We start from the raw sequence: 14,221 nt of genomic DNA on the forward strand, positions 1-14,221 counted from the left end.
CCGCCCGCGGCGACGGCCTAGCAATGACCGAAGGCAGCGACAAGCCACGGGTCGCCGACTACATGACCCGCGATGTCGCCACCGTCTCGCCCGACGACACGGTCGCGGCGGTCGCCAGCCGCATCGCCGAAACCGAGGAACACAGCGGTCTGCCGGTCTGCGAGGGGCGCAACTGCATCGGCTTCGTCAGCGCCCGCGACCTCCTGCTCGCCGACGACAGCGCGCTCGTCTTCACCGTCATGAGCGACGATCTCGTCGTCGCACACCCCGACATGGCGCTCTCGGACGCCGCGCGCGTCATCCTGCGCTCGGGCATCCAGAAACTCCCGGTCGTCGACGACGCCGGCAATCTCACGGGGATCATCGCCAACACCGACGTCGTCCGCAGCCAGATCGAGCGCGCCACGCCCGAGAAAGTGGGCAAGCTCTCGCGCACGCTCGAAAACATCCACGGCGTCGAGACGGCCGAGGAGCGCCGGCGCGTCGCGCTCGCAGACCTGACGCCCACCCAGTCGAAGGTGTACGGCGACGAGCTCGAAGGGCGGCGCTACGAACTCGAACACGGGCTGACCGAACCGCTCGTCGTCATCGACAACGGGGGTGCGAAACTGCTGCTCGCCGACGGCCACCATCGGGTGAAGGCTGCCGCCCAGTCGGGCATCGAGGAGATGGACGCCTACGTCATCGTGGTCGACGAACGCGTCGAGCTCGGGATGGCACAGACCGCGCGCAACGAGGGGCTCTCGACGATCGACGACATCGCGGTCGTCGACTACGCCCACCATCCGCTCATCGAGAGCGTCGAACGTCTCCAGAACCCCGAGTGAGGGCACATCTCACTGCCCCGGAACCTTCATTGACGACCCACGCAAAAACTGCGCGCATGTACGACGAGGAGGACCTCGAAGCGATACGCGAGGGGAAGGAACGGTGGGCCGAGGAGACCCTCGACCCCGTTCTGGAGCGCCACGGTGAACGCCAAGAGAACTTCGCCACGGTTTCGAACCTCGACGTCGACCGACTCTACACGCCCGACGACGTCGCCGACATCGACTACGACGAGGATCTGGGGTTCCCCGGCGAGGAGCCGTACACGCGCGGAGTCTACCCGACGATGTATCGCGGGCGGACGTGGACGATGCGCCAGTTCGCCGGCTTCGGCACCGCCGAGGAGACCAACGAGCGCTTCCACTACCTCGTCGACGAGGGTCAAACGGGATTGTCGACGGCGTTCGACATGCCGACGCTGATGGGGATCGACTCGGACGACGCGATGGCCGACGGCGAGGTCGGGAAGGAGGGCGTCGCGGTCGACACGCTCAGAGACATGGAGATCCTCTTCGACGGTATCGATTTGGAAGAAGTTTCGACCTCATTCACGATCAACCCGAGCGCGCCGGTGATCTTCGCGATGTACGTCGCCCTCGCCGACGAGCGCGGGGTACCCAGGAAAAAACTCCGGGGGACGATGCAGAACGACATGCTGAAGGAGTTCATCGCGCAGAAGGAGTGGGTCATCCCGCCCGATCCGTCGCTCGATCTCGTCACCGACACGATCGAGTTCGCCGTCGCGGAGACCCCGAAGATCAAACCCGTCTCGATCTCGGGCTATCACATCCGCGAGGCGGGCTCGACGGCGATCCAGGAGCTCGCCTTTACCCTGGCCGACGGGTTCGCCTACGTCGAGGACGCACTCGATCGCGGGCTCGATATCGACGAGTTCGCACCACAGCTCTCCTTTTTCTTCAACTCGCACAACTCGCTGTTCGAGGAGGTGGCGAAGTTCCGGGCCGCGCGGCGCATCTACGCGAACGTAATGGACGAGTGGTACGACGCCGCGGATCCGAAATCGAAACAGCTCAAGTTCCACACCCAGACCGCCGGCCAGAGCCTCACCGCCCAGCAACCCCTGAACAACGTCGCGCGCGTGACGGTCCAGGCGCTCGCGGGGGTGTTGGGCGGAACGCAGAGCCTCCACACCAACAGCTACGACGAGGCGCTCGCGCTTCCCTCCGAGAAGGCGGTGCGAGTGGCACTCAGAACCCAGCAGATCATCGCCGAGGAGTCGGGCGCGGCGGACATCGTCGATCCCCTCGGCGGGAGTTTCGCGGTCGAGAGCCTCACCGACGAAACGGAAGAAAAGGCGATGGCCTACATCGAGGAGATCCGCGAGATGGGTGACGGCTCGGTGCGCGACGGCGTACTCGCGGGTATCGAACAGGGCTACTTCCATCGCGAGATCCAGGACGCCTCCTTCGAGTATCAAGAACGCGTCGAGACGGGCGAGGAGACGGTCGTCGGGGTCAACGCCTACGAGTCCGACGAGGACACCAAACCAGAGATGCTCCACGTCGACGACGAGGTGCAGGAACGTCAGCGCGATCGCCTCGCCGAAGTAAAAGACGAACGCGACGACGCGGCCGTCAAGGACGCACTCGAAACGCTCGGCGAAGCGGTCGAGAACGGTGACAACACCATGCCAGCCATCGTCGAAGCGGTAAAGGTGGGAACGACGATGGGCGAGATCATGGAGCTGTTCGAGCGCCGCCACGGCTCCTACCGCGAGACCGTCGGCGTGGCCTGATCCCGTCGCCCGATCGTCTCGCCGGCATTCGATCCGCAGACGTCGTTCGGAATCGCCGGGATAACAATTATGTGCCACCGCGCCGTCGGCCACATTTGGGTACGACAATTCATGACAACCGATGACGAGTTGACGATCGAATCACGACTGGCCGAACAGGAGTATTTCGAACCGCCGACCGAGTTCGTCGGGCAGGCCAACATGACCGACCCCGGGGTCTACGACCGGTTCGACGAGTTCCCCGAGGGGTTCGAGGAGTACGCCGCAATGCTCGACTGGGACGAGCACTGGGACGAGGTGCTCGACGACTCGAACCCGCCCTTCTACGAGTGGTTCGTCGGCGGGAAACTGAACGCTAGCCACAACTGCATCGACCGCCATCTCGACGAGCGCAAGAACCAGACCGCGCTGCTCTGGGAGGGCGAGGACGGCGAGCAGCGCAACGTCAGCTACCAGGACCTCTATCGCGAGGTCAACGAGATGGCCGCCGCGCTGCGCTCGGCCGGCGTCGGGGAGGACGACATCGTCACGATCCATCTCCCGATGGTGCCGGCGCTGCCGATCACGATGCTCGCGTGCGCGCGCATCGGTGCGCCCCACAGCGTCGTCTTCGCCGGTTTCTCGGCGAGCGCGCTCGCCGAACGGGTCGACGACGCCGACTCCGATCACGTCGTCACCATCGACGGCTACTATCGCCGTGGCGACTTCCTCGAACACATCGAGAAGGCCGACGAGGCGATGGCCGAGGTCGACGTCGATCCCGACGTGCTCGCGTGGACGCGCCACGACGAGCCACAGGTCGAGGTCAGCGACGACTACACGCTGGTTTCGGAACTCCTCGCCGACCACCGGGGCGAGCGCGTCGCACCGGTCAGCCGCGACGCCGAGGACCCGCTCTTTCTCATGTACACCTCGGGGACGACGGGCCAGCCGAAGGGCTGCCAGCACCGGACGGGTGGCTATCTCGCCTACGCGACGGGCACCGCCAAGTACGACGAGGACATCAAGCCGAGCGACACCTACTGGTGTTCGGCGGATATCGGCTGGATCACCGGCCACAGCTACATCGTCTACGGGCCGCTCTCGCTCGGCACCACCTCGGTGATGTACGAGGGGACGCCCGACTATCCGCACAGGGGACGGACCTGGGAGATCGCCGAGAAGTACGACGTCGACATCTTCCACACCTCGCCGACGGCAGTCCGCCAGTTCATGAAGTGGGGCGAGGAGGAGCTGGAGGGCTACGACTTCGACTTCCGGCACATGACGACCGTCGGCGAGCCGATCCAGCCCGAGGCCTGGCTCTGGTACTACAAACACGTCGGCGACGAGAGCGCCGTCATCGTCGACACCTGGTGGCAGACCGAAAACGGTGGACACATGATCACGAACCTGCCGGCGATTCAGGACATGAAACCCGGCAGCGCCGGCCATCCGGCCCCCGGAATCGAGCCGGCCATTCTCGACGACGCGGGCGAGGAGATCGCGCCCGAGTCCGGCGAGGCGGGCAACCTCGCCATCACGCGGCCGTGGCCGGGCATGCTTCAAACCGTCCACGGCGACGACGAACGGTTCATCGACGAATACTGGGAGCGGTTTTCGGATACCGACTCCGACGACTCCGTGGACTGGATCTACGAGGCGGGCGATGCGGCCGTCCAGGGAACAGATGGCTACTACCGGATCCTCGGCCGGCTCGACGACGTGATGAACGTCGCCGGCCACCGTCTCGGAACGATGGAGCTCGAAAGCGCGATCGCGGAGGTCGAGGACGTCGCCGAAGCGGCCGTCGCCGCGCGCGACGACGCCGAGAAAGGTGAGGTGCCGGACGTCTACGTCACCGTCAGGGAGGGCGTCGAGGAAACCGAGGAGCTGCGCGAGCGCATCGTCGAATCCGTCGAGGAGGGGATCGGCAAGTTCGCCCGGCCGTCGAACGTGCTGTTCGTCGACGAACTGCCGAAGACCCGCTCGGGGAAGATCATGCGCCGACTCCTGGAGGACATCTCCAACGACGAGGAACTCGGCAACACGAGCACGCTCGCCGACCCGAGCGTGCCCGAGACGATCCGCGATCAGCTTCAGGCCGACTAGAACGACGCCACGCCACCCGATAGAGAGCGGGAATCCGGCACCGCTCGATATCGCGGGATTCGGCCTCACGATCGACCTCCTGACTCTCGTCGACGCTGACCTCCTTCCGGGCGAAGGCGAGGCGGCCGTACTGTCGCTCGTGTTCGCGTTCGGCGTCCGTGACGCGCGATTGGATCAGTGATCCGGCTCGCCCGCGACCAGCACCGGACGATCGGCGTTGACGATCACCGACTGTGCACCGCTACGCAGCTGTGCCTTCCCGGCCGGCGAGCGCGTCCGACCACCGACGCAGATGAGATCGGCCTCGCGCTCGGCCGCCACTTCGACGAGCGCGGTTGGTGGATCGCTGCTCACGGTTTCGACGGTGGTGTCGATATCGTGTTCGTCGAAGAATGCGGTGATCTCCGACGGGTCGGCGGAGCCGTTGCCTGCCCGCACTAGCACGACAGCGAGGGAGTCCGTGGCCGCGGGCAGATCGACGATCGCGCGAGCTTTCCGCAGCGTGCGTTCGTGGTCCGTACCGGCACCCACGACAACGGTGTACATGATTCGTGAACGGGCCGCGCCGTCTTACCGGTCCCGGTCGCCGTAGCGGCGGGAGACGAACCGGACCGCGAGCAAGAGCACGCCGAGGATGGTCGCGAGCGTCACCATTCCGTAGACCGCAAGCCCGAGCGGCGTCGGTGGCATCTCGATGAGGAAAAACAGCTTCACCGAGCGGAGCGCGTCCGGCCCGATCATTCCGAGGAGAAAGCCCATCACTCCGGCGACGCCGATAGCGACGCAATAGATGCCGAACACGACGCTGCGGCCGCTGTAATCCGCTTGCCGTCCGCGCGTTGGGGTCTCGGACACACGACTACTACCGCTCGCCGGAAGATTAGCCTTTTGTCCGCGTGTCCGCTATGTGTGCCATGAGCGAAAAGGAGATCCTGCTGGCGGTCCTCTCGGGCATCGCACTGTTGATGGCGGTCATGGCCGTCGTTCTCGTCGCCACCAGTTGAGCCGCTCCGAGCTGTCGTAGACCTCTTTTCCACGCCCCAGTACCATCTCGAAAAACGGTATCTCAGACGTCGTCGGTAGTGCCAGCAGACGGCAGCGGCGATAGCGGATCTCTCGATCGATAGCCGGACCTATCCAACCGTTCTGTGACAGCGAAAATCGCGACAACAGTCGAACGTTCGGTCGGCGTGTCGAACGCCTACTCGGCGTCGGCCGACCCGTCGACGGGGTCGCCGCCGTCGGTCATCGTTGCCTCCTCTTCCTCGCCGCCGTCGGCGATGGCCGTCTCGAGGCGGCGTTCGTTCCAGCCCCACTCGTTGGTGAACTGGCCGGTCTCCTTGAGATCCCAGGGGTCGTTGTCCTGGAGCGTCGGCGCTTCGTACCACGACTGGATCATGTTCCAGACCCAGATGATCTGGCCGACCAGCAGGATGAACGCCCCGAGCGTCGTCACCTGGTGGAGGACCTCGATTATCTGCTGGGGACCGACGCCGAAGGTGTAGGTCGCGTACCGGCGGGGCATGCCGAGATAGCCGAGCAGGAGCATGGCGAAGAACGTGATGTTCGTCCCGATCATCGTCAGCCAGAAGTGCCACTTCGCGAGGCGCTTCTGGTACATCTTGCCGGTGATGATGGGGAACCAGTAGTAGATCCCGGCGAACACCGTGAAGGCGAGCAGTCCCATGAGGATGTAGTGGAAGTGACCGACGATGTAGTAGGTGTCGTGCAACACGAGGTCGATCGGGATCGCTGCCGTGAACACGCCGGTGACGCCGCCGAAGATGAAGTTCGAGACCGCACCGACACAGAACAGCATCGGCGCGGTGAGCCTGAGATTCCCGCCCCAGAGCGTCGTCGTCCAGTTGAACACCTTCACGGCGCTCGGGATGGCGATCGCGAGCGAGACGGCCTCGAAGCTCGCGCGGATGCGCGGGTCGATGCCGGTCGCGAACATGTGGTGTGCCCAGACGCCAAAGGAGAGCACGCCGATGGCCAGCGTCGAGTAGACGACGAACTTGAAGCCGAACAGCTTGCGTCCGGAGAACTTCGGGAGGATGAAACTGACCAGCCCCATCGGCGGGAGCGCGAGGATATAGACCTCCGGATGGCCGAAGAACCAGAACAGATGTTGCCAGAGGATCGGCCCACCACCCTCCGCGAGGAAGAACGTCGTCCCGAAGTTACGGTCGAGCAGCAGCATGATGAGCGCGCTGCCCAGCAGCGGGAACGCGAAGAGGATCAGTCCCGACTGGGTGAGCATCGTCCAGCTGAAGATATCGAGATTCGCCCAGTTGACGTCGCTGCCGCGGTCGGTGAAGATGGTCGCGATGAAGTTGATCGCACCCATCGTCGCCGACAGACCGGTGAAATGCAGTCCCAACAGCATGAAGTCGATGCCGAGCCCGGAGACGCCGGCCTGCGTACCGGTGCCGACACCGGCCGATAGCGGCGTGTACAGCGTCCAGGCGGTCTGTGCGGGCTGAATATCGGTAAACGGAACGACGAGGAAGCCGGCCCAGACCAGCAGCGCCCCCGGCGGCAGCATCCAGAACGCGATGGCGTTGATGCGTGGGAACGCCATGTCCTCGGCGTTGACGAGCAGCGGAATGAAGTAGTTCCCGAAGGCCGCGATCATCGGCGTGCCGAACAGGAACAGCATCGTGATGCCGTGACTGGTCAGCAGTGAGTTGTAGAACTGCGAGCCGATGATGGCCTCGTCGGGCGTGAGAAGCTCGGTCCGCATCAGAATGACCATGATGCCACCGACGGCGAACGCGATGATGGAGTAGACCCCGTAGAGAATCCCGATGTCCTTGTGATCGACGGTCGTCAGCCATCGGATGAGACCACTCGGCTTTTCGTTGTGCGCGTAGCCGCTCTCCTCGCCGACGGCACCACCGCCGCCGGCAAGCGGCGTGTACGAACGCCAGTCCTCGATGCGGCTGAGCCAGACGGCCACGCCCGCCAGGAACAGCCCCATCAACGCTGTCAACACCAACTGCGCTTCTACCATGTCCGACCCTGTGACCTACGGGGTAAAGAATCCTTAGATTCCGGTTGCCCACACGCCGATCGCAGGACGTAAGCGGCGTCCCTCGCCGACGATGGCGTCAGTTCTCGTCGTCCTCGTCGCCGCCAGCGTCGTCGCGCTCGGTATCGTTGCTCTCGTCGGTTTCGGCATCGCTTTCGGGGTGATCGTCGTTCACCGGCTCCTCTTCGACACCGCTATCGAGAGTTGCGTCGCTCGCCGAGAGTTCGCCGGCGGTTGCAGCGCTCTGTTCGTCCTGTGCGACCGCCCGCCCGGAGACGAACGTGACCAGAACGAGGACGGCGAACGGAACGACCAACAGCCCGATGCTGATGGCGGTCACGAACGGGTCGAGCTCCCACGGGCTGGCGAACAGGAAGACGAGGATGAAGAACGTGAGGATCCCGAGCGGAACGATGTTGACCGTGAGGTCGAGGAGCGTCTCGCGGTCGAACGTGCGCTCTGACATGATTGGCCCCTTCACCCGGCCGGATAAATAGGTTGTCGGTTCCCCGGTGTCTCGTTCGATTCCGGACCGTCAGATGGACTCGCTCTCGGCGACGCGCCCGCCCGCCCCGATGACGACCGAGACGATACCCGCGATCAGCAGCTCGACGCCACGGCCGACGATCCCGTTGGGTTGGCCGACGACGGTGGTGATCGCATCGAGCGTGACGCTGTCGAGTTGGGTCACCGTGACGAGCGCGCCGAGCACACAGAGCGCGACGCCGAGTCCCGCGAGCAGGTTCCACGGCCGGTCGGCGTAGCCCGATTCGAGCACGATGCCGGCGATGGCTCCGACGAACAGCAAGAGCCCGCCGACGGCGACTGGAAACACGTTGAACAACAGACCGAGCTCCGAAAACAGGAGGCCGAGCACGACGATGAGCGGCCACGGACTCGACATCCGATACTGGTCGCTCAACCCTGGCTGGTCGTCCATACCGATCCATGGGCTGCGAGCGTAACAAACCCATCGAAACGACCACCATCCGTGGCGAGCAGCCGGCGGCTGGCTGCCGAGCGGTGTAAGAGGGTTTTTAATCATCGGTGTGCAACCGGCGCGTATGGGAACCGCCGACGACACGAGTGAGGGGGAGGGACACAACCTTCCGGCGACCGAGGACTGGCCGCGCGGGTTCGGCGAGGCGAGCTGGTGGCCGTTCATCAGCGCTGCGGGCGCTGCCGGGCTCTATCTCGGCGCGGCGCTGTTCTTCCTGGGACACGGCGATATCGAACTCGTCCCGCCATCGGCCGGCCCGATCGTCTTCATCGCCAGCGCCGGCCTCTTCCTTCTCGGACTGTTCGGCTGGCTCTATCACGCCTACGTCGCCGACTACTGGTCGCGCGGCTCGGACAGCCGCGATTCGGGATCGCTTCGGTTCGGCATGCTGCTGTTTCTGGGCACCGAGATCGCCACCTTCGGTGCCGGCTTCATCTACTTCTTCTTCATCCGCGTGGGCACGTGGCCGCCCGGTGAACTGCCCCATCTCCTCAGCTCGTTGGTACTGATCAACACGGGGCTGCTGGTCGCCAGCAGTTTCACTGTCCACTTCGCCGAGATCTCGCTGCGCAAGGACAATCGCAAGGGGTTCCTCGGGCTGCTCGGCGTCACCCTTCTCCTGGGGATCGTCTTCATCGGTGGTCAGGTCTTCGAGTACTACACCTTCATCATCGAGGAAGGGTTCACCCTCACCGACGGCATCTTCGCCAGCGCCTTCTTCAGCCTCACCGGACTGCACGGCCTCCACGTCACGCTGGGTGCGATCCTCCTCGGGATCGTCTTCGTGCGCGGACTCGCTGGCCAGTACACCGCCGAGCGCCACACCTCCGTGAGCACCGTCTCGATGTACTGGCACTTCGTCGACGTCGTGTGGCTGTTCCTCGTCGTCGTGCTGTACGTCGGCGGCGCGGCCTGATCCGAGGCGCGTCCACACCGAAACACGACGCGATACGGCCGAACCATTGCTTGCCCGGTTCGATGGAAAAATGTCGCACCGTCCGCGAGCCTCCGATCAGATCTCGTTGAGCTTTCTGAGGATCTGCCCGCGGCGCTGCTCGTCGGCCCTGATCCCCTTTCGTTCGAGGACGTTGCGTTCGAGTTTGTCGAGTGCGACCCGGAAGGCGCTCTCCGCGCCGTAGCCCTCGCCGGTGCCGGCGACCTGGCCCTGGCTCGTGCGCAGGCGGATCTGACACTGGATCAGCGGCGTGCCACGGAGTTTCTCCTTGTGTTTGTGGAATCGCACGTGGGCGTGGTGGACCTGCATCTCCTGGAACTTGTCGGCGACCTTCGTCACCGACTCGCGGAGCCCCTCACGAGTGATCGTGTCGAGCAGGTCGATGTTGGTGATCTGGACGTCCATGTGGTCCTCCTCGGTGAACGTCAGCGCCCGGAGCACGTCGGTTTTGGTGAGCACGCCGTCGATGGTGCGATCGTCCTCGGGCGGTGTGACGACCAGCCCGTTGTAGTCGTTGTCGAGCATCCGCGACACCGCCTCGCGCACGGATTCGTCGCCCGAGATCGTCTCGACGGGCGCGCTCATCAGGTCGTAGACGGGGATATCGAGCATGCGATCGGAGTCGCCCGAGCGCTCGCCCTCGGTCGGCTGATCCATGTTGCGCACGACGAAATCGACGAGATCGTGGGTCGTCGCCACGCCCGTGAGGTAGCCCGCCTCGTTCTCGACGGGAAGCCGGGAGACGCCGTGTTCGCGCAGGAGGTTGATCGCCTGGCCGACGCTGGCGTCCTCGGCGATGGTGATGACGTCGTCGGTGTGGATCTGCGAGACGACGAGCGCGTCGAGGTTGTCGAGAACGGCTTCCAGGATGGCGTCGGCGGTGACGATCCCCCAGAGGCCGTCGCCCTCGACGACCGGCGCGACTTTCGTGTTGCCCTCGACGAGCATCCGCGCGACGTCCCGCACGTCGCTCGTCCGCTTGACCTGTGGGGCCGAGCTCATCAGCGCGTTCGCCTTCGTCGAGTCCTCGACGTGTGACTGCATCAGCGAGCGCTGGGTGATCACGCCGGCGTACTCGCCATCGTTGGTGACGATGAGCCCACGCGGGTTCTCCTCCTCGAAGAGCGCTCGAACCTTCCCGAGGCGCTGGTCGGCGCTCACTTCGGCGTGGTCGGTGGTTGCGATGTCGGCGATGTTCATGCTCTCACCCTCACCAGTTCAACGGCGGGGCTAATCAACACTTTGCTCATTCTCACGATTTCGTATCGTCGCCGACCACGCCACCGACCTCGGCAGCCCGATAGTTCTTGTCCCCCGCGCACGTAGTGCATGGAATGATGCTCCCGGACATCGGCGTGTTCGGCCCGTACACCTATCTCGTGACCGAGGTGGTCTTCGGATCGGCCGCGCTCGCGCTGCTGGCCTACACCGGGTCGCTCAAACGGGCCGCACGAACGGTGCTAGCGCTCTACCCGATCGCGTACGTCTGGGACTGGTACACCCTCCGTGTGGGTGTCTTCGAGATACAACTCCGCACCGGCGTCGATCTGCTGGGCATCCCGATCGAGGAGCACATCTTCATGATCGTCGTGCCGGCGCTCGTCGTCGGCATCCACGAACTCGTCAACGGGGTAGCGACGGCCGAAGAGGCGACGGTGTCGGACGGGCAGCGAACCGATCGGGCCGATTGAGAACGAGACCACGGCGGCGGTCACGATATACGAACCCTCTCTACCACGCCGCCGCCAGCACCGCCTCGATCCCCTCGCTCGTCGGGTTCAGATCGGCGGGCACGTTCGCCATGAAGCTATCGGCGAGAACGGTCTCGGCGACCGCCGGGAACTCGTCCGGTTCGGGACCATCGACGTCACGGAGTCGAGTCGGAAGCCCGAGCGCGTCCCGGACGTCCGCGACGGCAGTCGTGACCGCGTCGGCCGCATCGTCGGCATCGGCTACGCCGAGCGCGTCGGCCAGCAGATCCCGCCGGCCGTCGACGTGCTCGAAGAGATAGTCGAGGGCGTGGGGCGCGACGATGCCGTGGGCCGTCCCCTGCTGGGTGGGATGGCCTCGTGTCAGGCCGTGGCTGAGCGAATGGATCAGCGAGAGCGTGCCCGCATCCGGCCGCGAGATGCCGTACTGGACGAGCAGGCTGCCACGAGCGAGCGCGTCGAAGACCCAGGGCTCGCGTATCCCGTCGCCGAACGCGAGCAGCCCGTCCTGATAGAGCGAGAGCCCCCGGACGGCGGTGGCATCGGTCACCGGCGTCGCCGTGCTGGCGTACAGCGTCTCGATACCCTTGTCGAACCCGTTCATCGCCGAGGCAGCGAGCACGTCGTCGGGCGTCGTGGCGAACAGCGCGGCATCGGCGACGACGGCCACCGGCAGCAGAGCGGGGTCCGAGAGACCACCGGACACCGATTCGTCGACGAATCCACCCTCGGGCGTCGCGGCGACCCCGCCGCCCTGCGAGACGTCCGCACCCGCGAGCGTCGTCGGCACCGCGACGATCGGAACGACCGTTTCGGGCACGGTGAGCGTCCCCGTCTCGGCGAGTTCCGTCCCTGCGGCGTCGTAGACGGTCGCCGGATCGTCGTCCGCTGCGGCCGCGCGTGCGGCGAGAACGCTCACCTGTTTGGCAGCGTCGAGGCTGCTCCCCCCGCCGAGTGCGACGATACAGTCGGCATCCAGATCGCGCACTCGCTCGGCCCCAGCCGCGGCCGTCGACAGCCGTTTTTCGGCCGTCGTTTCGGCGAAAACGCCCGCGAGGCGCTCGTCCAGCCCCGATCGAACGGGATCGATGACCGCCGGCGTCGAGCCGACGGTTTGCCCGCTGATGACGAGCGCGCGTTCGAGACCCCGGGCGGCGAGCTCCTCGCCCAGCTCGCCGGCGCTGTGGCGGCCACACCGGAGCGTCGGTGCGTCGTACGCGAAGCGAAACGGCTCGGTAACGCGCGATGGAACCGCGTTGTCATCGTCCATCCCCGACTCCTCGCGAAGCTGGCCAGTTGAAACGTTCGTTTGTTGGAGCTGTGCAGCATCCACCGTTTGACAGTATCGCCGGAGTCACGTGTTCCTCGGCCCTCAATCGTCGGTCTCCGCGGGATCGGATCGTCCGATGTCTCGATCGACGCTGCCGGTGTCGTCTCTCTTGGGGACGAGATTGTCGAGAACGAGCGCCACTACCGCCGTCATCACGACCGCGTTGCCGAGGAACGTTTGGGCCTGCTGCGGGAGCTGACTCAGTACGTCGGGACGGACGGTGACACCGAGGCCGAGGCTGATCGCGGCCGCGATGATCACCATGTTCCGGCGGTTGATCGGCACGTCGTCGTTGAGGATCGAGAACCCGCTCGACAGGATCATCCCGAACATCACGAGCGTTGCACCGCCGAGGACGGGATACGGGATCGTGGAGATGAGCGCGCCGACTTTGGGGACCAGTCCGAGCAACACGAGTATCACGCCCGCGATCGTGACGACGAACCGACTCATGACGCCGGTGAACGTGACGACGCCGATGTTCTGCGCGAACGACGTGTTCGGGAACGCGCCGAAGACGCCGGCGATCGTGCTCATCACGCCGTCGGCGAGCAACCCACCTTTGAGTTCGTCCACGTTCGGATTCCGGTTCTCGACGGTAGTCAGCGCCGAGATGTGGCCAACGGTTTCCATCGTGGTGGTGATGTAGATCAACCCCATGATGAGGATCGGTACCGGCTCGAACGCGACGCCGAACCGCAGCGGGACGGGAACCGCGACCCACGCCGCCTCCCCGATCGGCGAGAGATCGACCATACCGACGGCGAGAGCCACGACGTAGCCACCCACGATAGCGATCGCGAGGCTCAGGATGCGCAAGACACCGGAGAAGAGCTGGTTCAACAGGATCGCGACGACGAAAACGAGGCTCCCGACGCCGAGGTTGATCAACGCCCCGTAGTTCGCGGCGTCGGCACCGCCGGCGAGATAGTCCATCCCGGTCGGGATGAGATAGAGCCCGGTGATCACGACGATCAGTCCGTTGACCAGGGGCGTGAAATACGAGCGGAACCACTCGAACTTCCAGCCGATGGCGATCTCGACGAACGCTCCCACGATCGCCGCACCGAACGCCGTCGCGAGTCCGTACTGCGTTCCGATGGCGATGAGTCCGCCGACGAACGTGAAGCTGGTCCCCATCACGATCGGGAGCCGTGCCCCGACTGGCCCGATCGGGGACGTCTGGACGACCGTCGCCAGTCCCGCGAACAGCAGCGCCATCTGGACCAGAAACGTGGTCTGGCCCGTTGCAAGCCCGATACCTCCGGCGATGATCAGCGGTGGTGCGATGTTCGGCAGCAACATCGCGAGCACGTGCTGGATGCCCAACAGCACGGACTCCCCCATTGGCGGCTTCTCATCGATACCGTAGAGCTCGCCGAAATCACTTTGTCCATCGCGTGCCATTATCTATCACTACTGTCAGAACTGACCGCTCCCATATATCATTTTTGTCCATCGTATGATAGCGTTGTCCAAACGAACTGTGAAAATAATTTGATTATATAGAAAACCGAA

The 14,221-nt window shown here is 64.8% G+C and carries 13 protein-coding genes; 5 read left to right on the plus strand and 8 right to left on the minus strand.

Features of this window, described 5'->3' with window-relative positions; all coding sequences use genetic code 11:
* Window positions 1-23 precede the first annotated feature (23 nt).
* From MUK72_RS05985 to acs, 3 genes are all read left to right on the plus strand, one after another.
* On the plus strand, window positions 24-827 hold the full coding sequence (locus MUK72_RS05985; protein ID WP_244704798.1) for a CBS pair associated ParBc domain-containing protein: 804 nt from the start codon (window positions 24-26) through the stop codon (window positions 825-827).
* Between the two features lie 56 nt (window positions 828-883).
* On the plus strand, window positions 884-2,584 hold the full coding sequence (locus MUK72_RS05990) for an acyl-CoA mutase large subunit family protein (RefSeq protein WP_244704800.1): 1,701 nt from the start codon (window positions 884-886) through the stop codon (window positions 2,582-2,584).
* A 111-nt stretch (window positions 2,585-2,695) separates the two neighbouring features.
* Window positions 2,696-4,675 (plus strand): acetate--CoA ligase, encoded by a 1,980-nt coding sequence (gene acs, locus MUK72_RS05995; RefSeq protein WP_244704802.1) that lies wholly within the window; start codon window positions 2,696-2,698, stop codon window positions 4,673-4,675.
* Window positions 4,676-4,849: 174 nt separating this feature from the next.
* Here acs and MUK72_RS06000 read toward each other — a convergent pair whose 3' ends face one another.
* From MUK72_RS06000 to MUK72_RS06020, 5 genes are all read right to left on the minus strand, one after another.
* Window positions 4,850-5,221, minus strand: coding sequence for a universal stress protein (locus MUK72_RS06000; protein ID WP_244704804.1), 372 nt, complete (start codon window positions 5,219-5,221; stop codon window positions 4,850-4,852).
* 24 nt (window positions 5,222-5,245) lie between these two features.
* Entirely contained in the window at window positions 5,246-5,530 is a 285-nt protein-coding gene (locus MUK72_RS06005) for a DUF7520 family protein (protein WP_049916382.1), read from the minus strand.
* A gap of 346 nt (window positions 5,531-5,876) precedes the next feature.
* Window positions 5,877-7,658: a cbb3-type cytochrome c oxidase subunit I gene (locus MUK72_RS06010; protein ID WP_004055916.1), complete on the minus strand. Its 1,782-nt coding sequence runs from the start codon at window positions 7,656-7,658 to the stop codon at window positions 5,877-5,879.
* Window positions 7,659-7,788: 130 nt separating this feature from the next.
* The gene (locus tag MUK72_RS06015) at window positions 7,789-8,175 is read right to left on the minus strand and encodes a DUF6684 family protein (RefSeq protein ID WP_244704806.1); all 387 of its coding nucleotides are present in this window, start codon (window positions 8,173-8,175) and stop codon (window positions 7,789-7,791) included.
* A gap of 69 nt (window positions 8,176-8,244) precedes the next feature.
* Window positions 8,245-8,649, minus strand: a complete 405-nt coding sequence (locus MUK72_RS06020) for a DUF7541 family protein (protein WP_004055918.1) — start codon at window positions 8,647-8,649, stop codon at window positions 8,245-8,247.
* Window positions 8,650-8,773: 124 nt separating this feature from the next.
* Here MUK72_RS06020 and MUK72_RS06025 point away from each other — a divergent pair, with 124 nt between their 5' ends.
* Complete coding sequence (locus tag MUK72_RS06025; protein ID WP_004055919.1) at window positions 8,774-9,625, plus strand: cytochrome c oxidase subunit 3; 852 nt, start codon at window positions 8,774-8,776, stop codon at window positions 9,623-9,625.
* A gap of 96 nt (window positions 9,626-9,721) precedes the next feature.
* On the opposite strand, the gene MUK72_RS06030 is transcribed toward MUK72_RS06025, so the two are convergent.
* Entirely contained in the window at window positions 9,722-10,864 is a 1,143-nt protein-coding gene (locus MUK72_RS06030) for a CBS domain-containing protein (RefSeq protein WP_244704808.1), read from the minus strand.
* A 137-nt stretch (window positions 10,865-11,001) separates the two neighbouring features.
* Between MUK72_RS06030 and MUK72_RS06035 the strand changes: the two genes are divergently transcribed.
* Window positions 11,002-11,355, plus strand: coding sequence for a lycopene cyclase domain-containing protein (locus tag MUK72_RS06035; protein WP_244705284.1), 354 nt, complete (start codon window positions 11,002-11,004; stop codon window positions 11,353-11,355).
* A 40-nt stretch (window positions 11,356-11,395) separates the two neighbouring features.
* On the opposite strand, the gene MUK72_RS06040 is transcribed toward MUK72_RS06035, so the two are convergent.
* Both MUK72_RS06040 and MUK72_RS06045 read right to left on the minus strand, forming a co-directional pair.
* Entirely contained in the window at window positions 11,396-12,643 is a 1,248-nt protein-coding gene (locus MUK72_RS06040) for an iron-containing alcohol dehydrogenase family protein (protein ID WP_244704811.1), read from the minus strand.
* 102 nt (window positions 12,644-12,745) lie between these two features.
* A complete protein-coding gene (locus MUK72_RS06045; RefSeq protein WP_244704813.1) occupies window positions 12,746-14,110 on the minus strand; it encodes a uracil-xanthine permease family protein in 1,365 nt (454 codons plus the stop codon).
* Window positions 14,111-14,221: the final 111 nt, after the last annotated feature.

The sequence above is a fragment of the Halococcus dombrowskii genome (assembly GCF_022870485.1).
GTDB classification, from domain to species: domain Archaea; phylum Halobacteriota; class Halobacteria; order Halobacteriales; family Halococcaceae; genus Halococcus; species Halococcus morrhuae.